This window comes from Paenibacillus pasadenensis DSM 19293 (genome assembly GCF_000422485.1).
In the GTDB taxonomy this organism is placed as follows: Bacteria; Bacillota; Bacilli; order Paenibacillales; family Paenibacillaceae; genus Paenibacillus_O; species Paenibacillus_O pasadenensis.
The window spans coordinates 438,582-464,890 of record NZ_AULW01000001.1; the positions used below are offsets into that span (position 1 = coordinate 438,582).

The following is a 26,309-nucleotide window of genomic DNA, read 5'->3' on the forward strand; positions in this document are numbered from 1 at the left end:
GGCTGCAGGCCGACCGTTGATTTGATCTGCTCCCTCTTGGATGCGATCAAGCATTTCAGCTCCGCTGCCCTATCGCCTCCCCTTCGTCCCGCAGCAGCCTTATCTCCATCTCTCCGTCCCGATGGATCCGGAACTCGATCTCCCCGCTGTGGTCCGTGCGCAGAGGCTGCGAGCCGGCGCGCTTCAGCCGCTCCAGCACCTCTTCCGCCGGATGGCCGTACCGGTTGCCGAGGCCCGCGGACAGCACCGCCATCGACGGACGCCAAGCGGCCAGCCAAGCCGGCGACGTGGAATGCTTGCTGCCATGATGCCCCGCCTTGAGCACGTCGATCGGGCCTGCCAGCCCATGCGCGCGCGCCTCTGCGAGCACGCTCGGCTCGCTGACGCTGCCCAGATCGCCTGTCAGCAGGAATGTCCGCCCCGAAATTGTCAGCAGCAGCACGACGCTGCGCTCGTTCTGCTCCGCCTGCGGCTGCAGGGCGTCCTGCTCGTCCGGCCACAGCATGTCCAGCCTCGTCTCGCCGTCGAGCTGCCAGGACTGTCCGCTCTGAGCGCCGTAGAGCGGGATGCGGAGCTCCATCGCCTTGGCGAGAAAAGGCGGCGGCTCGCCTGCGGCGTCGAGGCTGCCGTTCCAAAGCAGCCGCCGCACGGGCAGGCTGTCGACGACGGCCTCCAGGCCGCCGATATGATCCTGGTCGAGATGCGTCGCGACGAGCAGGTCGATGCGGTCGACGCCGCGCTTCATCAGCAGAGGCACGAGCAGCTTGCGGCCGATCTCGTACGGATCGCGCCTTTCGCGCCAGGCTTCCTTTTGAAATGAGATCGTCCCGCCGCCGTCGATCAGCATCGTTTTGCCCGATGCGGTGCGGATCAGGATCGAATCGCCCTGGCCGACGTTCAGAAAGGACACGGTCGCGGAGCGCCCGCTCCAGTCCGGATGGGCGGCATGCAGCAGCAGGAGGAGCAGCGCCGCGCCTGCGGCGGCCGCTGCCGCGAGCGAACGGAGACGGGGCGACAGGCTTCGCGCATAAGCGAGAACAGCGTCGAGGCGATGCATTCGCGGGCCGATTCCTCCAGCGGAGGCCGCTCTCGCTGGCGCTGCCGTCGCCAGGACGCCAAGCGGCTGCGTGTCGTCTTCCCCGGCCTCGGCGGCGGCGGCCGCTTCGTTTTGCCGATGGCTTTTCCAGCGGGCCAGGCTCAGCAGCAGCCCGAACGCCGCCCCGTAGTAGGCGCCGATCCACCAGAGCGGAGGCGTCGCCCACACCGTCGCTCCCGGCCGCCAGCCGCCCATCCCGGAGATGAGCCGGAACGTCCATTCGTTGCCGACAGCGGAAGCGGACGCGATCCATTGCGCCAGCCCCGGCCACAGCGGATCAAGCAGCATCGCCGCCGCGCCGGCCGGCATGATGAGGAAGCTGATGAACGGCACGAGCAGCAGGTTGGCGGGCAGCGACAGCAGATGGAGCTGGTTGAAATAGAAGATCGTCACGGGAAAGGAAGCCGCTTGCGCGACGATCGTGACGACGACGGCATCGTAGACGAAGCGCGACCGGCCGCGCGGACGGGGCCAGACGCGCTGCGCCGCCGGCACGCCGAGGATGAGCCCGGCGGTGACGATGTAGCTGAGCTGGAAGCTGACGCTTTCGATCAGCCGGGGCTCCCAAAGAAGCAGCAGCACCGCGGAGGCGGCAAGCAGATGCAGGCCGTCCTTGAGCTTGCCGGCGCGGGCGGCGGCGAGGCCGAGCAGCGCCATCAAGCCGGCGCGCAGGATCGACGGCGACGCGCCGGTCAGCAGCACATAGGGCGGCACGGCGAGCATGAGCAGCAGCAGGATGCGCTCTCGGGACAGCCGGAGCAGGCGCAGCAAACCGCCGAGCAAGCCGAGCATGACCGCCACATGCATGCCCGATACGGCCATGATGTGCGTCAGGCCGAGCCGGGCGAAGCGGCGGTACAGCTCCGGGTCCGTCTCGTCCTGGTCGCCGAGGACGAGCGCCTGCATGTATCCGGCCTGGTCCGCCGGATACAGCCGAGCTAGCGCGCCGCCGAGCGACGCGCGGGCCGCGTCCATGCGGCCGAGCAGCGCGGCGGCGCTCCAGGGGCGGCCGGGCGCGGCTTCGACCGCGTCCGCGCCTTGCACCTGCAGCAGCCAGGCGATGCCCTGGCTGCGCAGGTAGCGGCGGTAGTCGAAGCCGCCGCGATTGGCCGGCGGAGCCGGCACCTCCAGCGTGCCGCGCAGCCGCACGCTGTCCCCGCGCCGCCAGCTTCGGGCGGCGGCAAGCTCGTGCTCGTGCAGCAGCTTCACGCGCACGAGCAAAGTCTCGCGCAGCGGCGTCGCCTGCTGCGCGTCCCCCGCGCGGAGGCGATGCGCCTCCACGCGCAGCTGCGCCACGTCGCCGTCGATCCGGATCGGCGACGCGATCGTCCCGGCCGCCTCGGCGCGCAGCTCCGGCGGCTCCAGCTGCGCCGCGGCGGCGGCGTATTCGGCGGCGAGCGCGGTCACGGACCGCGCCTCCGCCCACTGCCGCTCGCCTGCGGCAAGCGCATAGGCCGCCAGGCAAGCGGCGGCCAGCCCGGGCCTGGCCTGACCGGCGAGCGCCAGCGCCGCCAGGACCAGGCCGAGCCCGAGCCCGGCGGCGAGCATGCCGCCGGGGGACGCATACGCGGCCGCCGAGCTGCCCGCGACGAAGCAGACGGCCGCCCACACGAGCGGCCGCCCGTCCAGCCAGCCTTTTATCCGCCGATGCGGCTCGATCGGCCAGCCTTCTCTTTGCCGGAGCGGCTCGGCCGCCACTCCCCGCTGCTGACGCATCGAAGGCTCGATCATCCGGCTTCACCTCCTCATATCCATTCAAGCGTGGTTCATCGCGAATCTCCTTAACGGATACAGTTGGCGTTAGAAACATTCGTCACTGCGAAACGCGTGTTCAAACCCAGTTGCTCGGTTTTTCCGCGCAACTCCGACGCGAAGGCCCCTGTTCGAACCCCGTTACTCGGTTTTTCCGCGCAACTCTGACGCGAGGGCTCCTGTTCGAGCCTAGTTGCTCGGTTTTTCCGCGCAACTCCGACGCGAAGGCTCCCGTTCGAGCCTAGTTGCTCGGTTTTTCCGCGCAACTCCGACGCGAGGGCTCCCGTTCGAGCCTCGTTGCTCGGTTTTTCCGCGCAACTCCGCCGCTCGGCATTGGAGCCGCTCGCTAAAGTCCCTTTTCGCAACGAAAAAAGCACCTCCTGGCCATCGCGAACACGCGATGCTCCAGGAGGTGCTTCCTCCTTGCAACCATTCTTCAACCTCGTCCTTGCCGCCTATCGGGTCGTTCCAAGCCGAATGCTCCGTCGAGGAGTCGCTCGTCCGTTCACTTCCGTGCTCGTCCGAGCCACCCGAACCAGTTCGCCCCAGAGCCTTTGCTCGACCGCCCTTCGCCAGCCGCCTCCATCACCCGGCAGCCGTCCGGCTGCTCAGTCGACCACCGCCGCGCCCGCTTGCGGAGGCGGTGCATAGCCGTCCAGCCGGCGGAACACGATGCCCTTCTGCGCCATCAGATGCTCCACCTTGGCCGCATCCTTCGGGTAGCCCCGGTGGAACACGATCTCCACGATGCCGCTGTTGGCGAGCATGTTCGCGCATGTCCAGCACGGCTGGTCCGTCACGTACACCGTCGAGCCCTCGCGGTCGATCCGGTCGGTGAACAGCAGCAGGTTCTGCTCGGCATGGATCGTGCGGATGCAGCGCTGCTTCTTGACCATCTCCGGCTCGCCGGCGACGCCCTCGCGCTGCTCCCACTCCTCGACGATCATGCAGCCCGCCTCCGAGCAGTCGGAGACGCCCATCGGAGCGCCGTTGTACGCCGTGCCGAGCAGCTTCTTGCCCTGCACGAGCAGCGCGCCGACATGCCGCCGCGGGCAGCGGGAGCGGGTTGAGACCATATAGGCGATGTCCATGAAATACGTATCCCAGTCCTTGCGGACCTCTTCTTGCTGTCCTGGCATCCGATCGGGCATCGAAGCCCCTCCTCCCTGTCGAATCCTGTCTGAAGCCATTATACCGGATTCGAAAGGAAAGTCATACGGCTGCCGGCCGCCTTCAGCTCGCCGATCCGGCCGCTACGGCCTGGCTCGCCAGGATCGCCTGCTCCAGGTCATGCAGGATGTCGTCGATATGCTCCGTGCCGACCGACAGCCGGATCAGGCCCGGCGTCACGCCGGAGCTGAGCTGCTCGTCCGGCGACAGCTGCTGGTGCGTCGTGCTCGCCGGATGGATGATGAGCGACTTGGAATCGCCGACGTTGGCCAGATGCGAGAACAGCTGGACGGAATTGATGAGCGCCTTGCCGGCCTCGACGCCGCCCTTGATCTCGAACGTCAGGATCGCGCCTTGGCCGCGCGGCAGGTACTTCTGCGCCAGCCCATGCGACGGGTGGCTCTCCAGGCCGGCGTAGCTGACGGAGGCGACGGCGTCGTTCCCCTCAAGCCAGCGCGCGACCGCGAGCGCGTTCGTGCTGTGCCGCTCCAGCCGCAGGTGGAGCGTCTCCAGTCCTTGCAGCAGCAGGAAGGAGTTGAAAGGCGAGATCGCCGCGCCGATGTCGCGCAGCAGCTGCACGCGGGCCTTGATGATGTAGGCGATCGGGCCGACCGCATCGGTGTACACGAGGCCGTGGTAGCTCGGATCCGGCTGCGTCAGGCCCGGGAACTTGTCGTTCTGCGTCCAGTCGAACTTGCCGCTGTCGACGATGATGCCGCCGATCGACGTGCCGTGGCCGCCGATGAACTTGGTCGCGGAGTGCACGACGATGTCGGCGCCGAAGTCGATCGGACGGAGCAGGTACGGACTCGGGAACGTGTTGTCCACGATTAGCGGGATGCCGTTCTCATGCGCGATCGCGGCGACCGCCTCGATGTCCAGCACGTCCCCGCGCGGGTTGCCGATCGTCTCGCCGAAGACGGCCTTCGTCTTGTCCGTGATCGCGGCGCGGAAGTTTTCCGGATCGGAGCTGTCGACGAACTTGACCGTGATGCCGAGCTTCGGCAGCGTGTGCGCGAACAGGTTGTACGTGCCGCCGTACAGGCTGGAGGAGCTGACGATCTCGTCGCCCGCGGAGGCGATGTTGAGGATGGAGAACGTGATCGCGGAGGAGCCCGAGGCGACCGCAAGCGCGGCCGCGCCGCCTTCGAGGGCGGCGACGCGCTTCTCGAACACGTCGCTCGTCGGGTTCATGATGCGCGTGTAGATGTTGCCGAACTGCTTGAGACCGAACAGGTCTGCGGCATGCTCCGTGCTCTCGAAGCCGTAGGACGTCGTCTGGTAGATCGGCACCGCGCGGGACTGCGTCGTCGGATCGATTTCCTGCCCGCCGTGTACGGCCAGCGTTTCCGGGGCCGGCTTGCGTTGTTCTGCCATATTCATTCTCCTCCTATATCGATAAGATTAATTGGTTTCGTCCTGTCCATCTTCTCACATCCGATGGGAGACCACAACAAGATTTTTCCACTTCTCGAGCAGCTTCGGGCCGATCCCCTTGACCCGCTCGACATCCTCCACGCTGGCAAAAGGTCCGTTGCGCTCGCGGTCTTCCACGATCGCCTTCGCTTTGGCGGGACCGACGCCGGGCAAGCCGTCCAGCTCCTCGGCCGTCGCCCGGTTCAGGTCGAGGCGGCCGTCCGCCGCATAGCCGCCGGCAGGCGCGGACGCGCCTCCTTGGCCGCTGCCGGAATCAGCGGCCGCCCCCTCGCCTGCGCCCGCCGCTCCGCCTCCCGTTCCCTCACTTGCTCCTGCCGCTCCGCCCCCCGTTCCCTCGCCTCCACCTCCCGCCCCTGCACCTGCTCCTGCCGCTCCGCTTCCCGCTCCTGCACCCGCGGCTCCGCCGGCCGCTCCCGCCGTTCCGCCCTGCCCCGCTGCAGAGACCGCGCCGCTCGAAGCGCTCTGATCCGCGCCTCGCTCCGTTCCGGATGCAGCCTGCTCCTGCTGGCTGCTCCCCGCTCCATCCTTCGTTTTCCCGCTCCCGGCATTGTCCCCGTCACCAATTCCTGTTTTCCCGCTCCCGGCACCGCCCCCGTCACTCGTTCCCGCCTGCCCGCTCTTCGCTTCCTGCCCGCTCTCCCCCGCAGCGGCCGTCAGCGCCGCCGAATCCCCTGCGGCGGCGTCCAGCCGGATCCAGCCGGACGGCTCCGCCTCCCGAGCCGGCTGCAGGCCGAGCGCGAGCAGCAGACAGCCCGTCGCCGCCAGCACGCCGATGCCCGCCTTCTTCCACCCTTGCCTCCCTTTCATCCGATCGTCCATGCCCCTCATCCTTCCTTGTTTTCATGTTTTTCCAAAATCCGGCGCCCGTTTCGACATGTTGGCCGGGCCTCGCCGCATACAGTAATAGCGATTCGCCATCCGTCCGCCCAGCGGCTCCCGGATGGCCTGACGGAATCGGCGGAATTCCCGCGCCAGCGGCAATTTCCCAGCCGGTTCCATGCGAGGCGCCCTGCCAAGCCAGGCCGGTACAGAGCGCTCCTCAGCCCGCTAGGAGGGATTCATTCATGAAGGTGGGTTTCATCGGTACCGGCAGCATGGGCAGCCTGCTCGTGGACGCCTTAGTCCGTTCGGGAGCCCTTGAGGCATCCGATGTCGTCGTCGCCAACCGCACCCAAGCCAAAGCGGAGCGGCTCGCCGCCGCCTATCCCGGCATGACCGCCGCCGCGAGCAACCGCGAGCTCGTCCTGCAATGCGACTGCGCGTTCCTCTGCATCAAGCCGTCCGAATTCAAGACGGTGCTGCAGGAGCTGCGCCCGTGGGCGCGGGAGGATCAGATCGTCGTCTCGATCACGAGCCCGGTCCTCATCCAGCAGCTCGAGGACCAGCTCCCCTGCCGCATTGCCAAAGTCATTCCCAGCATTACGAGCGGCGTCCTGAGCGGCGTCTCGCTCTGCATGTTCGGCAGCCGCATGACCGTGCCCGACTGCTGCCTGCTCGAAGGACTGCTCTCCCATATCAGCGAGCCGCTGCTCATCGACGAGCAGTACACCCGCGTCGTATCCGACCTGTCCAGCTGCGGCCCGGCGTTCATGGCGTTCCTCGCGCAGCGGCTCGTCGACGCCGCGGTCGAGGTGACCGGCATCGACCCGGACGAGGCGGTCGCCATCACGAGCGCCATGCTGCTCGGCACCGGCAAGCTGCTCACCGAAGGCGGCATGACGCCGAAGGAGCTGATCCAGCGCGTCTCCGTGCCGGGCGGCATCACCCAGCAGGGGCTGCAGCTGCTGCGGCAGGAGACCGACGGCGTATTCCAGAAGCTGATCCGCACGACGCACGACAAGTACCGCGAGGATCTCGAGAAGGTGCAGGCCGCCCTATACGGCGAAGAGGTGAACGGTCCCTGACCGCTTCATAAGAAGCGGACTCAGGGTCCGTTCACCTCTCCGGGATGCTTTCCTCAGGAAAGATCAAGCCCCCTCGGGGGCTTTTTTTTCATCATAGCATAATTCAGCCCTTATGATGTAATTCTTACACAAAAAATCAATCAATACATTTCCCTAGTATATTTACACATATAATAATAATAGTTTATTTTAATATAGATATATAGTTCTAAAATCATAATACTATAGACCTAATTCGACAAATGAAGTAATATTATTGAAAACATTCGAAAGGAAGTTAAACGATGTTAGTTTTGCTGATGATTGTCGGTTTCATTTCTTTCATTGTCTTTTTGACAATGGGGATTGTAGGGAAAGTCCGCAAGAGCTCTACCTTTAAGAAGCATTTGATTTTCGCTGCTTCTGGATTCATTGTCTTCTTTATTAGTACAATCATGATTCCCGAGCCTCAACCCAAAGTCGCGTCCCAGGATTCTCTTGTTCCTGCCGTCATGGAGAGTCCTGAACCGTCAGACGATCCAGTCTCTACGCCAAAAGAAACTACTTCCCCTATTCCTGAAAAGACCGAGGCAAAGCCAGCTTCGACTCCTGATGTAGAGGCAGCTGCGAACTGGAAGGATGAACTATCGCAAATCGCTGATATCTCAGGAACAAAAACAGAACGAGCTGACGCGGCCGAGGCATTGGCCCGTACATATAAGCCTTCTCAAGATGAACTGCTCGAATTTTCCGGCTTTATTTTACAGGCTTATTCAGACAAGACCTATCTGACCAAGAAAGATGATGATGAATATATGTTATCAAATATTTTCCGAGCAGTCGTTCTAGAACGGTTCATGGATGACGCCGAGAAACTGCCGTTAGATTCCTTTGCTTTTGATTTTTATCAGAATACCAAATATGTCTATCGTGGTGTTGATGCCGTAGACAGTGAATCCGTTTTAGCGAATGAACACCAAATGAACAAAGCCATGATTAAAATTGAAGCTTCCCTTTCGTCAACAAACTGAATTGAGAAAGAAAGGCCCGTCGTCCAGCTGGACGACGGGCCTTTCTTTCTCCATGAGGGTGAAACGCTCCAAGCCCTAGCCGACTCAGTTCGCCACGATGTTGACGAGCTTGCCCTTGACGGCGACGACCTTGCGCACCGTCTTGCCGGCGATCAGCTCGGCGACCTTCGGCAGCTCCTTGGCGACGCGCTCCATCTCCGCCGTATCCATGTCGGCGGCGATCGAGACGCGCTCGGCGATCTTGCCGTTCACCTGCACGACGATCTCGACCTCCTGGTCGACCGTCCACTGCTCGTCGAACTCCGGCCAGGCGACGTAGCTGATCGAGCCTTCGCGGCCGAGCTTTTCCCACAGCTCCTCGGCGATATGCGGGGCAAGCGGCGACAGCAGCTGCACGAAGTTCTCCATCGACCGGCGCGGCAGCGTCTCCGCCTTGTACGCCTCGTTGACCCAAATCATCAGCTGGCTGATGGCCGTGTTGAAGCGCAGGTTCTCGAAGTCGTCCGACACCTTCTTGATCGAGCGGTGCCAGACGCGGTTGTACGCGTCGCTGCCGGCCTCGTCCGTGATGCGCGGGTTCAGCTCGCCGCCCTCGCCGACGAACAGGCGCCAGACGCGACTCAGGAAGCGGTGCATGCCTTCGACGCCGCTCTCGTTCCACGGCTTGGTCGCCTCCAGCGGCCCCATGAACATCTCGTACAGACGCAGCGTGTCCGCGCCGTACTCGCTGACGATGTCGTCCGGGTTGATGACGTTGCCGCGCGACTTGGACATCTTCTCGTTGTTCGTGCCGAGGATCATGCCCTGGTTGACCAGCTTGTGGAAAGGCTCCTTGGTGTCGACGGCGCCGATGTCGTACAGCACCTTATGCCAGAAGCGCGCGTACAGCAGGTGAAGCACCGCATGCTCCGCGCCGCCGATATACAGGTCGACCGGCATCCACTCGCGCTGCTTCTCCTTGGAGACGAGCTCCTTGTCGTTGTGCGGGTCGATGAAGCGCAGGTAGTACCAGCAGCTGCCGGCCCACTGCGGCATCGTGTTCGTCTCGCGGCGCGCCGGCAGGCCGGTCTCCGGATCGGTCGTGTTGACCCAGTCCGTCACGTTCGCCAGCGGCGACTCGCCCGTGCCCGACGGCTTGATCGCGTCGACATCCGGCAGCAGCAGCGGCAGCTGATCCTCCGGAACGGGCTTCATGCTGCCGTCCTCCAGATGAAGGATCGGGATCGGCTCGCCCCAGTAGCGCTGGCGGCTGAACAGCCAGTCGCGCAGCCGATAGGTCGTCTTGCCGCGGCCCTTGCCGCTCTGCTCCAGACGCTCGATCATGGCGGCGATCGCCTCGGCATTGGACTTGCCGTCCAGAAAGTCCGAGTTCACATGCGGGCCGTCGCCGGCAAAAGCCTCCTGCTCGACGTCGCCGCCCTGCACGACCTCGACGATCGGCAGGCCGAACTGCTTGGCGAACTCCCAGTCGCGCTGGTCGTGGCCCGGCACCGCCATGATCGCGCCCGTGCCGTAGCCGGCGAGCACATAGTCGGCGATCCAGACCGGCACCTTCGCGCCGCTGACCGGGTTGATCGCGTACGCGCCAGTGAACACGCCGGACTTTTCCTTGGCCAGGTCGGTCCGCTCCAGATCGCTCTTGCGGGCGGCCGCCTCGCGGTAGGCCGCCACGGCGGCGCGCTGCTCCTCGCTGGCGATGACGTCGACGAGCTCATGCTCCGGCGCCAGCACGCAGTACGTCGCGCCGAACAGCGTATCGGGACGCGTCGTGAACACGTGGATCTCGGCGTCCGAGCCGTCCACCGCGAACGCGACCTCCGCGCCGACGGACTTGCCGATCCAGTTGCGCTGCATGTCCTTGATGCTCTCCGACCAGTCGAGCTCCTCCAGATCGTCGAGCAGCCGCTCGGCGTACTCGGTGATCTTCAGCACCCACTGGCGCATCGGCTTGCGCACGACCGGATGGTTGCCGCGCTCCGACAGGCCGTTGATGACCTCCTCGTTGGCCAGCACCGTCCCGAGCGCCTCGCACCAGTTGACCGGGATCTCGGCGACATAGGCGAGGCCCTTCTTGTACAGCTGGATGAAGATCCACTGCGTCCACTTGTAGTAGTCCGGATCGGTCGTGCTGATCTCGCGGTCCCAGTCGTAGGAGAAGCCGAGCGACTTGATTTGGCGGCGGAAGTTGTTGATGTTCTTGACCGTGATGTCGCGCGGATGCTCGCCCGTGTCGAGCGCATGCTGCTCCGCCGGCAGGCCGAACGCGTCCCAGCCCATCGGATGGAGCACGTTGTAGCCCTTCATCCGCTTGTAGCGGGACACGATGTCGGTCGCCGTGTAGCCCTCGGGATGGCCGACGTGCAGGCCGGCGCCGGACGGATAAGGGAACATGTCGAGCGCGTAGAACTTCGGCTTGCCCGGCTCCTCGGTCGTGGCGAACGTCTTATGCTCATCCCAGTACTGCTGCCATTTCGGCTCCAGCTGCTGGGGATTGTAGCCCTGGTTGTGGTTGCGGTCTTGACTCATCGTTATATGGCCTCCTGTCGAGTTGAAGCGCTTCAGGCATGCAAAAAAACCTCCCGCCCCAGCGCTGAAACGCTAGGGACGAGAGGCTTGGATTCCCGTGGTACCACCCTAGTTGACGTCCGGCCTACGGCTCGGTCCGCCCACTCTTTGACGCCCTTAACGCGGGCCGGTCGGCAAGGCTGCGCCCGCGGCGCGGGAATGACCTTGCGGCTCCGAGGCGAGATTCGGCACGCTGCGGCTCCGGCTTCCACCCTGTCTCCGGATCTCTGATTCCCGCTGCGGAGCCTACTGCTCCTCATCAACGCCAACTATAGCGAATTGAGTCGATTATAGCGGAGCGGCGGACGGCGTGTCAAGCCGGAGGCCCGCTCTGCGCGGTTGCCCGGGCAGCTCGAAGCGCCTTCAGCGCATATTCCAGGCTTCGTTCCAGCTAGTCCGGAGCGCCGTTTGGCGCAGGGCGGCTCCATCCGATATACTAGGACCTGACCTATCCATCCGAGACCAAAGGAGAGATCATTCATGGAGCTCAAGAAAAAGACCGCCATCATCACCGGCGCCGGCAAAGGCATCGGCCGCGCCGCCGCCGAAGCGCTCGCCCGCGAGGGCGTCAGCCTCGGCCTCATCTCGCGCACGGAGACCGAGCTCGCCGCGCTCGCCAAGGAGCTGTCGGACCGCCACGGCGTCGACGTCCATTACGCCGTCGCCGACATCGCGGACGCCGCCCAGGCCGCCGAGGCCGCGCAGGGGCTCGCCCAGGAGCTCGGACGAGTCGACATCCTGCTCAACAACGCCGGCGTCGCCAGCTTCGGCAAGGTCGCCGACATGGAACCGGCCGAGTGGGAGCGCATCGTGCGCATTAACCTGTTCGGCACCTACTATGTGACGCATGCCGTGCTGCCGTTCATGCTGGAGCGCCAGTACGGCTCGATCATCAACGTCGCCTCGACGGCGGGCGAGCGCGGCTTCGCCACCGGCTCCGCGTACAACGCCTCCAAGTTCGGCGTCATGGGCTTCACCGAAGCGCTCATGCAGGAGGTGCGCAAGTCGAACATCCGCGTGACGGCGCTGACGCCGAGCACAGTCAACACCCCGCTCGCCTCGGCCAACGGCCTGCTCAAGGGCGGCGGGCACGACGAGGGCATCCTTCAGCCGGAGGACGTCGCCGAGCTGATCGTCGCCACGCTCAAGCTGCCGGACCGCGTCTTCATCAAGACGGCCGGCATCTGGACGACCAATCCTTGACCTTTGACCCACGCACGCAAAAAAACGCGGCGGCCGCAGGCCCGGACGATTCCGGGAGCGGCCGCCGCGTTTTTTGCGACAATTCGTCGAAATGCAGCGAAGTGCTTACCGCGCGGAAGGCAAGCCGATCCAGAAGCGGCGCACGACGTTGCCGTCCGCTTCTTCATGCGGCTCGTCCTCGACGCCGCCGCAGGCAAGGATGACGCGGGCGGACGCCTCGTTGCTCCGGTCGCAGACGAGCAGCGCCCGCTCGACGCCGAGCGCGGCCGCCTGCTCCAGCGTCAGCTTGAGCAGCGCTTTTGCGTAGCCTTTTCCCCGCTCCGACGGCCGGATGCCGTAGCCGACATGCCCGCCCGCCGCCAGCAAGCCCGGCGTCAGGCGATGCCGGAGGTTGGCCGCGCCGAGCACGCGTCCTGCGCCGTCCGTCAGCCAGAACGTCGAGTCCGGCACCCAGCCGGGCGGCTGCTTGTCCTCCAGCCCCCGTTCCTCCAGCCAGGCCAGCATCTCCTCGAACGGCTCCGGCTTCCTCTCCGTAACCCAGGGCACGAACGTCTCCCCGCTCTCCAGCCATTCCCGGTAATACGACTCGTACTCTTCCCGCAGCTCCAGGCATGGAGCTGCGAGCCTAAGCGGCTTGTCCATCGTCGCATCTCCCCACTTATTTTAACGATTCAAAATCGTATGATTAGTCACATCCCGCTTGACAAAAAAACCTCCAACGCCGATAAGCTGGAGGCTTTGTGAATATCTACTTCACGGCCGCGAAAAACAGCCGCTCCGACTGCTCCGTCGGCTCGTGCAGGCGGAAGTCCGCGTAGCGGTCGACGCGGGAGAAGCCGGCGGCGCGCAGCGCGGAGGCGATCCAGTCCGGGTCGTAGGCGCGCTGCTGATGCACTTCCTCGAAGCGCACGAACCGGCCTTCGCGGTCGGACTCGTCGCGCGCGAAAATCGTAAGATGATGGCGGATCTCGACGCGCTCGTCGTCAAGCTCGGACGTCCAGATGTAGCCGACGTCGCGCTCGTCGAGCGTGAACGGCTGCTCCTCGGCGTAGCGGCGCAGCGTGAGCGGCGCATGAACGTCGAACAGCAGCGCGCCTCCCGGCTTCAGTCCCCGATAGGCTGCGCGGAACGCCGCCTCGACGTCTTCTTCCTCTGTCAGGTAGTTGAGGCAGTCACAGAAGCTGATCGCCGCGTCGACCGGCTGCGGCAGCTCCCAGTCGCGCATGTCCTGCTGCAGCCAGCGGACCGAGCCCGCGCGCGGACGGATCGCCTGCTGCGGCGTCTCGTCCCACTTGCTGCGGGCGATCGCCAGCATGTCGGCCGACAGGTCGATGCCGTACACGGTGAAGCCGGACTTCGCCAGCGGAATCGCCAGGCTGCCGGTGCCGCAGCCGAGATCGGCCACCGTTTCCGGGATGCCGTAGCGGTCCCAGCACTCCCGCATGAAGCGGATCCAGTCCGGATACGGCATGTCCTCCATGAGCCGGTCGTAGACGCCGGCGAATTGACGGTACGCTCTCATCGCGTTCGCATCTCCTTCCTGGCTAGCGGCCGCGGTTCGGACCCGGGAAAGGCTTTTTCTGCGGCGCCTTTTTCACCGGTTCCCTGGACGCCGGCTCTTTGGCTGCGCGTTCCGTGGCGGCAGGCTGCTTTGGCGCCGCCCCGGCCTTCGCCGACTCCGCCTTCGCCGCATCGGTTTTGGCCGCTCCGGCCTTCGCCGCATCCGCCTTAACCGCATCCGCCTTGGCCTTGAACGCCGCCGCTTCCTCTTCGGTCAGCAGCTTCGTCCAGTTGCCCTCCTGGCGGACGATCCCGTCGCGCATCAGCTTGCCGACCGCCCGCTTGAACGCCGACTTGCTGATGCCGAACTTGTTCTTGATGAGCTCCGCCGGCGTCTCGTCGGAATACGGCATCGCGCCGCCCGGACGCTCCTTGAGAAAAGCAAGCAGCCGGTCGGCGTCCTCGATCCGGCCGACCTGCTTGAGCTTGCCCATCGACAGGTTGACGCGGCCGTCCTCGCGCACGAACGTGACGCGCGCGCTCACGCGCTGGCCGAGGCGCAGCGGCTCCGGCCGCTCCGCCGCCGGAATCATGCCGTACGCGCCGAAGCCGACGACGCCGCCGTCGAGCACGACGAACGAGCCCATCTGCAGCGTGCGGCTCACCCAGCCCTCTTTCCACTCGTTTTTCCAGGTGGCGGGAGCCGGGAACACATGCTTGGCCAGGTCCTCCTCGCGGGCGAGCTTGGCGAGCAGGCGGCCGCTCTTGTCATGCGTCAGCGTCACGAACACCTCGTCCCCCGGCAGCGGACGCAGGTCGATCAGCTCCGGCAGCTCCGAGATCGGCAGCAGCAGCTGGCGGCCGAGCCCGATCTCGAGGAAGCAGCCGAGCCGCGGATGGATGTCCGCGACAGCGAGGCGCTTCAGCTCGCCGAGCCGGATAAGCGGCTTTTTGAGCGTAGCGGAAAGGCGGTCGTCCGTATCGTGGAACAGGAATGCCTCGACCTCCATGCCTTCCTTGACCTTGACGCCGTTCGTCTCGGAGTAGTGCAGCAGCACCTCCGTGTCCTCATCGTCGCCCAGAGACAAAAAATAGCCGAAGGGCGACACTTCGCGCGCCACCCTCAGCTTCATCGTCGATCCGGCGTAGGTCGTCATGCGAACTCCACGACCTTGGCGTCGGACCAGAGCCTTTCCAGGCTGTAATAATCCCGCTCGTCGCGGTGGAACACATGCACGACGACGTCGCCGAGGTCGATCAGCACCCAGCGGGCCGTGTCCATGCCCTCGATGCCGCGGATCGTCACGCCGCCCTCCTGGGCGCGCTTGCGGATCTCGGTCGCGATCGCCTGCACCTGCGTATCGGAGTTGCCGTGGCAGATGACGAAATAATCGGCGACGAGCGAGATTTCCTTGAGGTTCAGAGCGACGACGTTGCCGGCTTTTTTATCTTCGGCCGCCTCGACGGCCGCTTGCAGCAGTTGTTCGGAATTCAGGGCCATTCCGTTGCCTCCTTGGGCTTAAGTGGTAGTGGTGTTGCGGATCAGGCCGTTGCGGGCCGTTACAGTAAGCGGATAGATGCGCTTGCCTTTGTCGAGCAGGAAGCGGATCGTGGAATCGAAGCCGGCCGTCAGCGCGCCGTCCAGATCGGTCTGGGCGAGCTCGCGGATGCGGTCGACGCCGGGAAACTCGCGGCTCGGCTCCATATAGTCCGCGAGGCAGACGACCCGGTCGAGCAGCGTCATGGACTCGCGGCCGGACGTATGCCAGCGCACGGCGTCCAGCACCTCCGCGTCGGTCACGCCGAAGTCCTTGGCCGCCGCATAGGCGCCGGCCGGAGCATGCCACAGCTCCTTGTCGTAGCCGAGCACGTCCAGATCGACGCCTTCCTCGCGGATGTAGGCCTCCATCCGGTCGACTGGCCAATACTTGGCCAGATCATGCAGGATGGCGGCCAGCTCGGCCTGGGCGGGATCGGCGCCGAAGCGCCGCGCCAGCACGATCGACGTCTCGATGACGCCCTGCACATGCAGCCAGCGGCGCTCCGGCATGCCGGAGCGGATTGTCTCGATCATACGCTCCTTATCCATCATGGCGGTACAGCCCCTTTGCGGTCAGATGGCTCAGCACGGCGTCCGGCACGAGATAGCGCGCGGACAGACCTGCGGCGAGCCGCGTGCGGATCGCCGTCGACGAGATGTCCAGCTGCGGCATCGGCACGCGGATGACGCGCTCGCGCAGAGATTCCGGCAGCGGCGGCATGAGCGCCGGGTCCGCCGGCTGGCCGCCGTCCTCGGGACGGTCGACCCCGATGAAGCGGATGCGCTGCGCGAGCTCGCCGATCCGGTGCCAGAGCGGCAGATCACGAATGCGGTCGGTGCCGACGATCAGGTGGAACTCCGCGTCCGGCTCCAGCCAGCTCAGCTCCTCCACCGTATCGTAGGTATAGCTGACGCCGCCGCGCCGCAACTCCAGATCCAGCACGCGGAAGGCCGGATGACCCTCCGTCGCGAGCTCCGTCATGCGCAGCCGCTCCTCGGGGGACGCCCCGGGCGCGCGCTCCTTGAGCGGCGGGCCGGCATTCGGGATGAACCAGACCTGGTCCAGGCCGCATGCCTCCATGGAGCGCTCGGCGGCGACGAGATGCCCGATATGGATCGGGTCGAACGTGCCGCCCATCAGTCCGATCTTGCGCATCGGCTTCCTCCTCTACGCGATCGCGGGCCGAATGCCTAGCGCGGCAGCTCGATCGTCTTGTAGTCCTTGGACTCCTTGTACAGGACGATCGTCTTGCCGATCACCTGCACGAGATGCGAGCCGGAGCCTGAGGCCAGCTGGGCGCCGACCTCGCGCGGATCCTCGTCGCAGTTGTTGAGCAGGTTCACTTTGAGCAGCTCCCGCTTCTCGATCGCTTCCTCGATATGCTTCACCAGCTGCTCGTTGTAGCCGCCCTTGCCGATCTGAAAGATCGGGGTCAGGTGGTGGGCCAGCGCGCGCAGATGGCGCTTTTGCTTGCCGGTCAATGTCATGAACGTCACATTTCCTCTCTGTCTCGTCCCGCTGCGAGGCGGGAATTTCAAGTCGCGGCCGGGACCTGCAGCGCTTGCAGCACGGTCTCGCGCATCGCCTGCGCGGGAGCCGGCAGTCCCGTCCAATATTCAAAGGCGTAAGCGCCTTGGTAGATGAACATCCCGAGTCCGCCGTGCGTGCGGCAGCCGCGCTCGCGCGCGCCGGCCAGCCAGGCCGTCTCCAGCGGATTGTAGATGAGATCGCTGCATACGGCATCCGGCCGCAGCAGCGAGATGTCGATCGGCATGTCGGCCACATACGGGTACATGCCGATCGACGTCGTATTGACGACCAGATCGGCGCGGCGGATCGCCTCGTCGGCGTCCGTGCCGGCCGCGGCCAGCGCCTCGACCTCTCCGCGGTCGGACATGGCGTCCGCCAGCTCCCGGGCCCGCGACTCCGTACGGTTCAGCACGCTCACGCGCTCCGGCTCCTCGCCGAGCAGCGCGTGCAGGATGCCGCGGGCCGCGCCGCCGGCGCCGATGACGGCGATGCGCTTGCCCTTCAGCTCCGGCATCGCCTCTTCCTTGAGCGATCGCACGTAGCCGATGCCGTCCGTATTGTAGCCGGTCAGCATGCCGCCGTTGTTGACGACCGTATTGACCGCTCCGATCCGCCGCGCTCCTTCGTCGACGAAGTCGAGATGGCGCATGACGTCCAGCTTATGCGGAATCGTGACGTTGACGCCGCGGATGCCCATCGCGCGGACGCCGAGCCAGAAGTCGCCGAGCTTGTCCGCCGTCACATGGAACGCCGCGTAGACGCCGTTGACGCCCGTCTCGCGGAAGGCGCGGTTCATCATGATCGGAGATTTGGAATGGCGGATCGGATCGCCGATGACGCCGAACAGCGTCGTCGAGCTGTCGACGGCGATCCGGTCCGAGCCGTCCAGTCGGGTCTGCATCGTAAGTCCTCCCGTAGCGAGATGTGGCGCAGCTTCTAGATGAGCGCTTCGCGGACAAGCACCTTGACGCCCTTGGACGCGTACACTTCGATCTGGGCTCCGCTCGTGCCGTTGACGCGGATCCAGCCGAGGCCGGAGATGAAGATATCGGACTCGCTGCCGCGCGGAACGCGCAGCGAATGGCGCGTCCAGGCCGGCATCGTCTCCAGCTCCGCCGCGGTCGGCGGCGCGAGCAGCTCGCCCTTGTGCTGGGCGTACAGCTCGTCGGCGCGCTCAAGCTTCGTGCGATGCACCTTGAGCCCGTTGGCCGTGTAGAGCGTGAAGCTCAGATTCGAGCCGCGCGTATAGTCGAAGCGGACGAGGCTGCCGAAAAACAGCGTCTGCCCCGCGTCGAGCTGATAGACGAGCGGCTTGATCGGCTTGTCCGGCAGCAGCGCGCCGAGCACGCCGCGCGGCACGAGCTCCGTCAGGCGCGACGGGTAGACGATGCCCGGCGTGTCGACGATCGCCTTGCCGTCGTCGAGCGGAATGCGGATCTCGTCGAGCGTCGTGCCCGGGAAGCGCGAGACGGTCAGCTCGCGGTCCAGGTCGCTGTAGTCGGAGATGAGCCGGTTGATGAGCGTCGACTTGCCGACGTTGGTCGCGCCGACGACATAGACGTCGCGGCGGCCGCGCAGCTGCTCCACGGACTCGACGACGCGCTCGAAGCCCATGCCCTTCTTGGCGCTGCACAGGACGACGTCGACCGTGCGCAGTCCTTGGGCCTTGGCCTGGCGCTGCACCCAGTTGCGGATGCGGTTGTAGTTCGTGCCCTTGGGCAGCAGGTCGATCTTGTTGACGACGAGCAGCACCGGATTGGCGCCGACGAACCGCTGCAGGCCCGAGATCAGGCTGCCCTCGAAGTCGAACAGATCCACGATATGCACGACGAGACTGTCGGTGGACGCGATGCCGCCGAGCAGCCGGAGGAACTCGTCGTGGTCCATCGACACCTGGACCGCGTCATTGTAGTTGCGGATGCGGAAGCACCGCTGGCAGATCGCCCCATCCGCGTCGAGCGCGGAGGCGGGCACATAGCCCGGCCGGTCCTTGCTCAGCGTCTGCAGCTCGGCGCCGCAGCCGGCGCAGGACGGCTTGTCCTTATTTTTCCCTATTATCGGCTTCACTTGCTTGCTCACTTGCCTGTTTCCTCCTCCTGCCACAGGCCCTTGCGGCGCAGCCGCGTCAGGGCGATCCGCTCCAGCAGCCGGTTGATCCGGGTGCCGAAGCCTTCGTCCAGCGGCGCGATCGGGGAGACGAGAATCGTGTACAATCCCATCCGCTTGCCGCCGAGCACGTCGGTCATCATCTGGTCGCCGATGACGACCGTCTGCTCCGCCTCGAGCCCGAGCACGACGAGCGCCTTGCGGAAGGCGCGCGTCGACGGCTTGCGGGCGGCATGGATGAACGGGATCGACAGCGGCAGCGCGAAGCGCGACACCCGGGTCTCGTGGTTATTAGACACGACGACGACCTGGAAGCCGAGCTCCCGCACCCGGTCGAGCCAAACGATCAGCTCGGGCGTAGCAAGCGCGATCTTCGATCCGACAAGGGTGTTGTCGAGATCGGTGATGATGCCCTTGACGCCTTTGCGGGCGAGCAGATCCAGATCGATATCATATATAGATTTCACGCGCATGTGCGGCACCAGCCGTTCGAACATCGCTTTGTCTCCCTTGCTATAGAGCCTGCTTGTCTTACGAAACTATACCATAGTACAGGATGCAGGCGCAAAATGGAACCTTAAGCGCAAAAGCGCGAAAAACCCCGTCCCGCGCGCCGGCTCGCCAGCGCTCGAAACGGAGTCTTTCGCCGCATCCATGCGGCGCGCAGGGACGGCTTGCGGGGCTCGGAGGGGAAGCCCCTGCCGAGCGCCGCCGGCGCAAGCGCGCCGGCCGGGCATCAGCCCGGCGAGCGCAGCCTTCCGCTCAGCTCCCGGACCTTGGCGGCATACGAATCGGCTTCCTCGCGCGTCGCCGGCCGGCCGCCGTACTTCGTGCGCTCGAACAGGCCGAGCACTTCACCCAGCTCCTGCTTGAGGAAGCGGCGCTGGCCGGACCAGCGCTCCACCGCCTCGCGCAGCGTCTCATGCTCCGCCTTGGCGAGGCCGTGGCGGCGCGCCGAGCGGATGAGCCGCTCGGTCTCCCAGACGATCCGCTGCTCGGCCGTGAGCGAGCGGGTCCGGTAGCCGCGCCATCTGGCGGCGAGCCAGTCGCGGCGCAGGAAAGCGAGCACCGCCGCCGCTGCCGCGAACAGGCCCAGCCCGGTCCAGCCCAGCCATCTCGGCACGAGCGGCCCTGCGGCTTCGGCCGGAGCCTCTGTCGCGTCTGGCGCTGCGGACGGCTCCGGCGCGAGGCTCGGCTCCGGCGCGGCTTCGGCCGCGGCCGAAGCGTACGGGAAGGCGAAGCCCGGCGTCGGCTCGAACGGAATCCAGCCGTAGCCCTCGAAGTAGATCTCCACCCAGGAGTGGGCGTCGGAATTGCGCACCGTGTACGTATCGGCCCCGTCGCGGTCCATCCGCTCGGCCGCCTCGCGCCCTCCGCGCATCATCGCCTCGGGATCGACCGTGCCGGTGCCCGAAGCGTAGCCTTTGACCCATCTCGACGGCAAGCCGGCGGAGCGGGCCAGCACGGCCATCGCGCTCGAGAAGTAGTCGCAGTAGCCCTCCTGGATCTCGAACAAGAACGAGTCGACGAAGTCGGCGCTCTTTTTCTTGGTCAAGTCGGGCTCGTTCGTGTACGGGAACGTCGTGCTCAGATACGTCTCGATCGCCTTCGCCTTGTCGTAGTCGGTCGCCGCGCCGGCTGTAATCTCGCGGGCGAGGTCGGCGACGCGGCTCGGCGTTTTTGAAGGAACCTGGCGGTAATAGTCGGAAATCATGCCAGTCTCCATAATGGCTGGAGCCGCTTTAAGCTCTTCCGAGAGCACGACCTGCTCCGAGCGGATCGTATAGCTGGAAGGATAGGCATTGCCGCCCGGATCGGGCATCAGCTTTTCCGTCCTAGAATCGTACAGCACCCGCATCCGCGAGCCGTCCTCGCGCTCGGGCGGCTTCAGCGAACGCACGGAAGGAGCGGCGAACAGCACCGGAAACTTGTCCTTGCGCAGCATCGTGAACGTCTGGTCGACCATCACGGTCTCCGCCCCGGCGATGTCCGGACGATCGCCAAGATCGGTGCCGAGCGGAAGCTCGAAGGGGCTTGAGATTGCCTCGCTCGCCTTCCACCCCTCGCCGCTGTAATAATCCTTCGTCTCTCCCCGCCAGTAGCTCTTGTGGGTGGACGACACTTCCATGACCGGCGAATAGTCGAAGTTGAAGCCGCCTCCGAGCTTGCTGTCGTCCCGGCTGTAGCCGGATTTGGCCGACTTCTTGGAGGAGGCCGGCGCGATGCCCTTGTCGCCGACGAAGTTCTGGACCGCCACCCCTCTGGACTCCTGCCAGGCCGTGTACGGGTCCTTGAGCAGCGGCGGAATCTCGGGGGCCGCCAGGCCGGCGGCCATGACGAGCGACAGCACGAGCACGATCGGCAGCAGCAGCTGCAGCGGATATCGCAGCAGCCGCCGCCAGCTGACCGGATGCCGCTGCTGGAAGCCGGCGTAATGCTCGGCGATCAGCCAGACGAGGCCGGCGAACACGACGATCGCCACGCTGTCCCACAAGTAGATCGGCGTGAACGAGTCGGAGATCGCCAGCACGAGCAGGTTGACCGTCGTGAAGCCGACGATGCGGATGCGCGCCCGGTTCCAGGCGGCGAACATCGCATGCACGGCCCAAACGGCGAGCGCGATTTCCCAGAACGGATGCAGCAGCGTCGCGGCGGCCCGGACGCTCTCCCCTAAGCCGATCTCGGCCGGTCTCGGCAGCAGGCTCCAATCGACCGGCGCCAGCTGCACCAAAATGACGGCGACAGCCACAGCCTGCAGGACGAGCCGCAGCAGACGGCGCACCGGCAGCAGCTCCAGCAGCGCCGCAACGCCCAGCACGGCATAGACGATCGTATACGTCTCTTCCCACCAAAGCTCTTCCAGCACCGAAAGGGAGCTCGCGATCATGACGGCGGTCAATACGCCGGACAGCGCGAGGAACCAGCGCGCCCGCGCCGGCGGCTGCAGCCGCTCCCATCCGCGCGAGGTGCGCATCCGGCCGCGCGTCGGTTCAGCTTCCAGCATCGGCAGCCGCCTCCCTTCCGCTCAGCGCCTCAGGCAGCTCCTCGAGGCTGCGGATCGCATGCACCGGGCCGACGGCATGATCGGACAAGCCGTCGGCGGAGCGGGCCTGGTCTTCATCCAGCACGCGGATGCAGCACGGGTTATGCCCGCGCCGAGCGAGCCAGCTCATCGCCTGCCGGATCTCCTCCGGCGGAGCGTCGGTCACGAGCAGCGTCATCGATCCCGCTTCCAGAATCGGATCGGCTCGCAGCACCGCCTGCGCCAGCCGGTCGGCGCCGTCCCGGCTCGCCTCGGTGAGCAGCTCCATCGCGCGATGCAGCTGGTCGCCGCCGCTTCTCGCCTTGAGCGCGGCAGGGACGGCCGAGGAGCACCACAGCCCCATCGACGTGCCCCGCTTCATGCCGTGCTCGAACAGCGAGGCGGCGGCCGATACGGCCGTCTCGAACCGCTCGGCCTCGCCCGGTCCGCTGCGGACGCAGGCGTCGAGCAGCACGATCGTGCGGGGAAGCGCTTCGCGCTCGAACTCCTTGGACTTCCACTGGCCGGTCTTGGCCGTCGCTCCCCAATGGATGCGCGAGAGGCGGTCGCCCGGGATGAACTCGCGGATGCCGTTGATCTGCGTCGTCTCGCGCGAGGAGCGCGGCGCCGCCGAGTGGGAAAAATGCCCCTTGGCTCCGCGGCTGACGCGGTCCCAGCCCGGCACCGCGATCGTGCGCGGACGGACGGAGAAGCTCATCTCCTCCTCGAAGCTGCCTTCATGCTCGAGGAAGCCGAAGACGTCCTTGGTCGTGCAAAGCGTCGGCAGGAAGCGGTAGACGCCCCGCCGCAGCGGCGGCGTCTCGAAGTCGGCGGCGCCGCTGCGGCGCATGCCCGGCACGAAGCTGACCTCGAACGGAATCGTCTCTCCGCCGTTGCGTTCGAGACGCTCCTGCACGAGCACATAAGGAACGGGATAATAGCCGGGCAGCCGCAGCTGCATCTCTACGCGCAGGCTGTCGCCCGCCGCGAGCACCCGGCTGTCGGCGCTGCCCGCGGCCATGCCTGCCGGAGCGGTCGCGGCGATCCGGCGCGAGCCCGATATGCGGCGGATGCCGCTCCAATAACCGAGGATCAGATAAAGGATGAGGCCATTGAAGATGCAGAACAGCATGACCGCGGTCTTGCCGCCCTGAAACAGCATGTACAGCAGGCTGCTGACGTAAAGCGAGGCCATCAGCCCCCAGCGGCGCCGCGCTCGGACGGAGCGTCGATCCGTGGCCGGCCGTCGCATGCTCATCGCTCCAGACGGACCGGAGCCTTGGTCCGCTCGATGACATCCTGGACGACCGTCTCGGGACGCGTCCCCCGCAGACGGGCAGAAGGCTGCAGCAGCAGCCGGTGGGAGAGCACATGGGGCGAAAGCTGCTTGACGTCGTCGGGAATGACGTATTCCCGCTGCTCGACGAGCGCCCGCGCTTTGGCCGCGCGCATGAGCGCTACGGCCGCGCGCGGGCTGGCGCCGAGCTGCACGCCTTCATGCTCGCGCGTGCCGCGCACGATGCGCACGAGATAGTCGGCGACGGCTTCGTCGGCATGGATCCGCTCCGCCTGCTGCTGCAGGGCGATGATGTCGGCGATCGAGGCGACGCGCTCCAGCGCGTCTACCGGATGGCCGCTCTGGCGCCCCAGCACCATCCGCTTTTCGTCCGCCTCGCCGGGATAGCCGAGCGACAGCTTCATCATGAAGCGGTCCATCTGCGCCTCGGGCAGCAAATAGGTGCCTTCGAACTCGATCGGATTCTGGGTGGCGATCAGGATGAACGGCGCGGGAAGCGCGTGCGTCTCGCCGTCGACCGTCACGCTGTTCTCCTCCATCGCCTCGAGCAGCGCGGACTGGGTCTTGGTGGTGGCGCGGTTGATCTCGTCGGCGAGCACGAGATGGGACATGATCGGACCGGGACGGAAAATGAATTGTTCTTCGCGGGGATGATAGATCGTGAGGCCGGTGATATCGGTAGGCAGCAGGTCCGGATTGCATTGGATGCGCCGGAAATCGCCGCCGATGGAACGGGCAAGAGCTTTGACCAGCTGGGTTTTGCCGGTGCCGGGAACGTCCTCCAGCAGCAGATGGCCGCCGGCGAGAAGCGCGATCAGAACAAGCTCGATCTCCCGCTCCTTGCCGAGGATGACGGATTCCAGGTTGCTGCGGATGGACGAGCACAGCCGCGTATGAGGGGCATAGACTTCCAAGTCGACAACTCCTTCCCGAATTCTACATCGAGTGAGCCAGCGCCATGGGACGCTGGTCTCATTAGTTTACAGGAACCGGGATGCCTCAACAACATTTCCCAGTCCGCTCGCATCGCAAAAAAAATTGGAGAATCCTCCAGGAGGAGGATTCTCCAATCAACGAGCGGAACGGCCAAAAGGTTTCACCCTTTGGGACGAACGATGAGCGCGGCGAGGAACGAAAAGATGATCGCGGCGCTTATGCCCGCGCTCGTCACCTTGAAGATGCCGGAGATGACGCCGATCCAGCCGGTATCATGCAGCTCCGTCAGCGCCCCGTGCACGAGCGAGTTGCCGAAGCTGGTAATCGGCACCGTCACCCCCGCGCCGGCGAACTTGATGAGCGGCTCGTACCAGCCGAGCCCGTCGACGATCGCGCCGAGCACGACGAGCAGCGACATCGTATGCGCCGGAGTCAGCTTCACGACGTCGAACAGCAGCTGCCCGAATACGCAGATCGCCCCTCCGATGACAAACGCCCACAGATAGATCATGGCTTCACCTCGTTTCTTTCGATGGATACGGCATGCGCGATGCACGGGATGCTCTCACCCTGCTGAAACGACAGCGGCGACAGCAGCGCGCCGGTCGCGACGACCAGGATCCGCCTCAGCTCGCCTTTCTCGATCCGCTTGAGCAGATGGCCGTAGGTGACGACAGCGGAGCAGGCGCAGCCGCTGCCGCCGGCCTGGACCTTCTGGCGGTCGACATCGTACACCATGAGCCCGCAGTCGGCGAACACCGTCTCCTCCATCGGGACGCCGCCGCGCTTGAGCAGATCGGTCGCGATCCGGTGGCCGACCGTCGCCAGGTCGCCGGTGACGATCATGTCGTAGTCGCCGGGCGAGCGGCCCGTGTCGGTCAGATGCGCCTGGATCGTATCGACGGCCGCCGGCGCCATCGCCGCTCCCATGTTGAACGGATCCTTGACGCCGAGATCGACGATGCGGCCGATCGTCGCGCATTCGACGACCGGCCCGCTGCCTGCCGGAGCGACGATCGCCGCGCCCGCTCCCGTGATCGTGTACTGGGCGGTCGGCGGCTTTTGCGAGCCGTACTCGGTCGGATAGCGGAACTGCTTCTCGGCCGTGCAGTTATGGCTGCAGGTGCCGGCGAGCACATGGGTGCCGTTGCCCGAATTGACGATCATGGAGGCGATCGCCAGCGACTCCATCGAGGTCGAGCAGGCGCCGAAGACACCAAGATACGGCACGCCGAGCGTGCGCGCCGCGAACGTGTTGCTGATGATCTGGTTCATCAGATCGCCGCCGACGTAGAATTCCAGCTCGTCCTTGGCGATTCCCGATTTTTTGATCGCCAGGTCGGAGGCTTGCTCGAGCAGCAGCCGCTCGGCTTTCTCCCAGCTTTTCTGCTGCAGGTCGAGCTCCGGATGGACGAGATCGAAGTCGGCCGCGAGCGGCCCGTCGCCCTCGTCCGGACCGACGACCGTCGCCGTGCCGATGATGACCGGCCGGTTCTCGAACCACCAGGTCTGCTTGCCTTTTTTCATCTTACTGCCCCCCCGTGCCGAGGATCAGATGCGCGATGCCGACAAAAAAAGCCGCTACGGTGCCGAATACGATGACCGAGCCCGCCAGCTTGAACATATTGGCGCCGACGCCGAGCACGAGCCCCTCGCTCCGATGCTCCAGCGCGGCGGAGCACATCGAGTTGGCGAAGCCCGTCACCGGCACGGCCGTCCCCGCTCCCGCCCACTGGGCGATCTTGTCGTAGACGCCGAGGCAGGTCAGGATGATCGACAGCAGAATCATGACCGCGACCGTCGGGTTCGCCGCCTTTTCCGCATCGAAGCCGAAGGCATGCATGAAAAATTCTTGGACGCCCTGTCCGATCAGGCAGATGAAGCCGCCGACGAGGAACGCGCGAATGCAGTTGCCGAGCACGGAGCGCGCCGGCTCCCGGTTTTTAGCGAATGCCTTGTACTCCTTGGGAGACATCGTCATTTTTTTATAGTCCTCGCCTTTAACGCTGTTGCCTGGCATGTCGAATCCCCCTGTCTGGCCGCTGGATCGGCACGCGGTCCACCGCGGCGATCGGCCCATGGTCTGGGATTAGTATGAGCGTTGGCGGCCGACCTTATCCTATCGCTCGTCCCCGAAAACCTTCCGCTCGTCAGGCGCGGCGGCTCAGGAAAGGCTAACAAAAGCCGCCCCTCCCTCATGTCCGCAAGGCGGCCGGCGACCGCAGCAAGCATTAGAAGAG

Annotated in this window: 24 protein-coding genes; 3 read left to right on the plus strand and 21 right to left on the minus strand. The window is 65.4% G+C overall.

All coding sequences use genetic code 11. The features are described from left to right. Positions 1-55 precede the first annotated feature (55 nt). The 4 genes from H582_RS0101925 to H582_RS0101940 form a co-directional block, all read right to left on the minus strand. Entirely contained in the window at positions 56-2,827 is a 2,772-nt protein-coding gene (locus tag H582_RS0101925) for a ComEC/Rec2 family competence protein (protein WP_052332871.1), read from the minus strand. 629 nt (positions 2,828-3,456) lie between these two features. Next, on the minus strand, positions 3,457-3,999 hold the full coding sequence (locus tag H582_RS0101930) for a deoxycytidylate deaminase (protein ID WP_240478902.1): 543 nt from the start codon (positions 3,997-3,999) through the stop codon (positions 3,457-3,459). An 82-nt stretch (positions 4,000-4,081) separates the two neighbouring features. After that, on the minus strand, positions 4,082-5,395 hold the full coding sequence (locus H582_RS0101935) for a homocysteine synthase (protein WP_028597146.1): 1,314 nt from the start codon (positions 5,393-5,395) through the stop codon (positions 4,082-4,084). Positions 5,396-5,449: 54 nt separating this feature from the next. After that, a complete protein-coding gene (locus tag H582_RS0101940) occupies positions 5,450-6,274 on the minus strand; it encodes a ComEA family DNA-binding protein (protein ID WP_028597147.1) in 825 nt (274 codons plus the stop codon). Between the two features lie 245 nt (positions 6,275-6,519). Between H582_RS0101940 and comER the strand changes: the two genes are divergently transcribed. Beyond that, on the plus strand, positions 6,520-7,359 hold the full coding sequence (comER, locus tag H582_RS0101945) for a late competence protein ComER (RefSeq protein WP_028597148.1): 840 nt from the start codon (positions 6,520-6,522) through the stop codon (positions 7,357-7,359). Positions 7,360-7,643: 284 nt separating this feature from the next. Next, positions 7,644-8,369 carry a hypothetical protein gene (locus H582_RS29690; RefSeq protein WP_052332872.1) on the plus strand — a complete coding sequence of 242 codons (726 nt, stop codon included), beginning with the start codon at positions 7,644-7,646 and terminating at the stop codon, positions 8,367-8,369. Between the two features lie 84 nt (positions 8,370-8,453). Here H582_RS29690 and leuS read toward each other — a convergent pair whose 3' ends face one another. After that, complete coding sequence (gene leuS, locus H582_RS0101955) at positions 8,454-10,895, minus strand: leucine--tRNA ligase (protein WP_028597149.1); 2,442 nt, start codon at positions 10,893-10,895, stop codon at positions 8,454-8,456. A 519-nt stretch (positions 10,896-11,414) separates the two neighbouring features. On the opposite strand from leuS, the gene H582_RS0101960 reads away from it, so the two are divergent. After that, a complete protein-coding gene (locus tag H582_RS0101960) occupies positions 11,415-12,137 on the plus strand; it encodes a 3-ketoacyl-ACP reductase (RefSeq protein ID WP_028597150.1) in 723 nt (240 codons plus the stop codon). A gap of 105 nt (positions 12,138-12,242) precedes the next feature. On the opposite strand, the gene H582_RS0101965 is transcribed toward H582_RS0101960, so the two are convergent. From H582_RS0101965 to spoVAC, 16 genes are all read right to left on the minus strand, one after another. Further along, on the minus strand, positions 12,243-12,779 hold the full coding sequence (locus H582_RS0101965) for a GNAT family N-acetyltransferase (protein ID WP_043110743.1): 537 nt from the start codon (positions 12,777-12,779) through the stop codon (positions 12,243-12,245). Positions 12,780-12,885: 106 nt separating this feature from the next. Further along, on the minus strand, positions 12,886-13,659 hold the full coding sequence (locus tag H582_RS0101970) for a class I SAM-dependent DNA methyltransferase (RefSeq protein ID WP_028597152.1): 774 nt from the start codon (positions 13,657-13,659) through the stop codon (positions 12,886-12,888). Positions 13,660-13,681: 22 nt separating this feature from the next. Then, positions 13,682-14,794 carry a CvfB family protein gene (locus tag H582_RS25565; RefSeq protein ID WP_084136474.1) on the minus strand — a complete coding sequence of 371 codons (1,113 nt, stop codon included), beginning with the start codon at positions 14,792-14,794 and terminating at the stop codon, positions 13,682-13,684. Continuing rightward, positions 14,791-15,138, minus strand: coding sequence for a ribosome silencing factor (rsfS, locus tag H582_RS0101980; protein WP_028597153.1), 348 nt, complete (start codon positions 15,136-15,138; stop codon positions 14,791-14,793). Before rsfS ends, H582_RS25565 begins: the two co-directional genes overlap by 4 nt. 18 nt (positions 15,139-15,156) lie before the next feature. Next, positions 15,157-15,726, minus strand: a complete 570-nt coding sequence (yqeK, locus tag H582_RS0101985) for a bis(5'-nucleosyl)-tetraphosphatase (symmetrical) YqeK (protein WP_028597154.1) — start codon at positions 15,724-15,726, stop codon at positions 15,157-15,159. Then, positions 15,719-16,333 (minus strand): nicotinate-nucleotide adenylyltransferase, encoded by a 615-nt coding sequence (nadD, locus tag H582_RS0101990; protein WP_028597155.1) that lies wholly within the window; start codon positions 16,331-16,333, stop codon positions 15,719-15,721. Before nadD ends, yqeK begins: the two co-directional genes overlap by 8 nt. 35 nt (positions 16,334-16,368) lie before the next feature. Continuing rightward, complete coding sequence (gene yhbY, locus H582_RS0101995) at positions 16,369-16,665, minus strand: ribosome assembly RNA-binding protein YhbY (RefSeq protein WP_043110744.1); 297 nt, start codon at positions 16,663-16,665, stop codon at positions 16,369-16,371. Positions 16,666-16,712: 47 nt separating this feature from the next. Further along, positions 16,713-17,609: a shikimate dehydrogenase gene (gene aroE, locus H582_RS0102000; protein WP_043110745.1), complete on the minus strand. Its 897-nt coding sequence runs from the start codon at positions 17,607-17,609 to the stop codon at positions 16,713-16,715. A gap of 35 nt (positions 17,610-17,644) precedes the next feature. Then, positions 17,645-18,763, minus strand: a complete 1,119-nt coding sequence (gene yqeH / locus H582_RS0102005; protein ID WP_043110816.1) for a ribosome biogenesis GTPase YqeH — start codon at positions 18,761-18,763, stop codon at positions 17,645-17,647. Between the two features lie 20 nt (positions 18,764-18,783). Further along, positions 18,784-19,311 (minus strand): YqeG family HAD IIIA-type phosphatase, encoded by a 528-nt coding sequence (locus tag H582_RS0102010; RefSeq protein ID WP_028597159.1) that lies wholly within the window; start codon positions 19,309-19,311, stop codon positions 18,784-18,786. Positions 19,312-19,550: 239 nt separating this feature from the next. Continuing rightward, the gene (locus H582_RS25570; protein WP_052332873.1) at positions 19,551-21,818 is read right to left on the minus strand and encodes a transglutaminase TgpA family protein; all 2,268 of its coding nucleotides are present in this window, start codon (positions 21,816-21,818) and stop codon (positions 19,551-19,553) included. After that, positions 21,805-23,088 carry a DUF58 domain-containing protein gene (locus H582_RS25575; protein WP_043110746.1) on the minus strand — a complete coding sequence of 428 codons (1,284 nt, stop codon included), beginning with the start codon at positions 23,086-23,088 and terminating at the stop codon, positions 21,805-21,807. The genes H582_RS25570 and H582_RS25575 overlap by 14 nt, the downstream gene beginning before the upstream one ends. Positions 23,089-23,090: 2 nt before the next feature. Next, entirely contained in the window at positions 23,091-24,047 is a 957-nt protein-coding gene (locus H582_RS0102025) for an AAA family ATPase (RefSeq protein ID WP_052332874.1), read from the minus strand. A 182-nt stretch (positions 24,048-24,229) separates the two neighbouring features. After that, on the minus strand, positions 24,230-24,580 hold the full coding sequence (gene spoVAE / locus H582_RS0102030; protein WP_028597161.1) for a stage V sporulation protein AE: 351 nt from the start codon (positions 24,578-24,580) through the stop codon (positions 24,230-24,232). Continuing rightward, positions 24,577-25,596, minus strand: a complete 1,020-nt coding sequence (gene spoVAD / locus H582_RS0102035; RefSeq protein WP_028597162.1) for a stage V sporulation protein AD — start codon at positions 25,594-25,596, stop codon at positions 24,577-24,579. The genes spoVAE and spoVAD overlap by 4 nt, the downstream gene beginning before the upstream one ends. A 1-nt stretch (position 25,597) precedes the next feature. Beyond that, the gene (gene spoVAC / locus H582_RS0102040) at positions 25,598-26,089 is read right to left on the minus strand and encodes a stage V sporulation protein AC (protein WP_028597163.1); all 492 of its coding nucleotides are present in this window, start codon (positions 26,087-26,089) and stop codon (positions 25,598-25,600) included. Between the last annotated feature and the right edge of the window lie 220 nt (positions 26,090-26,309).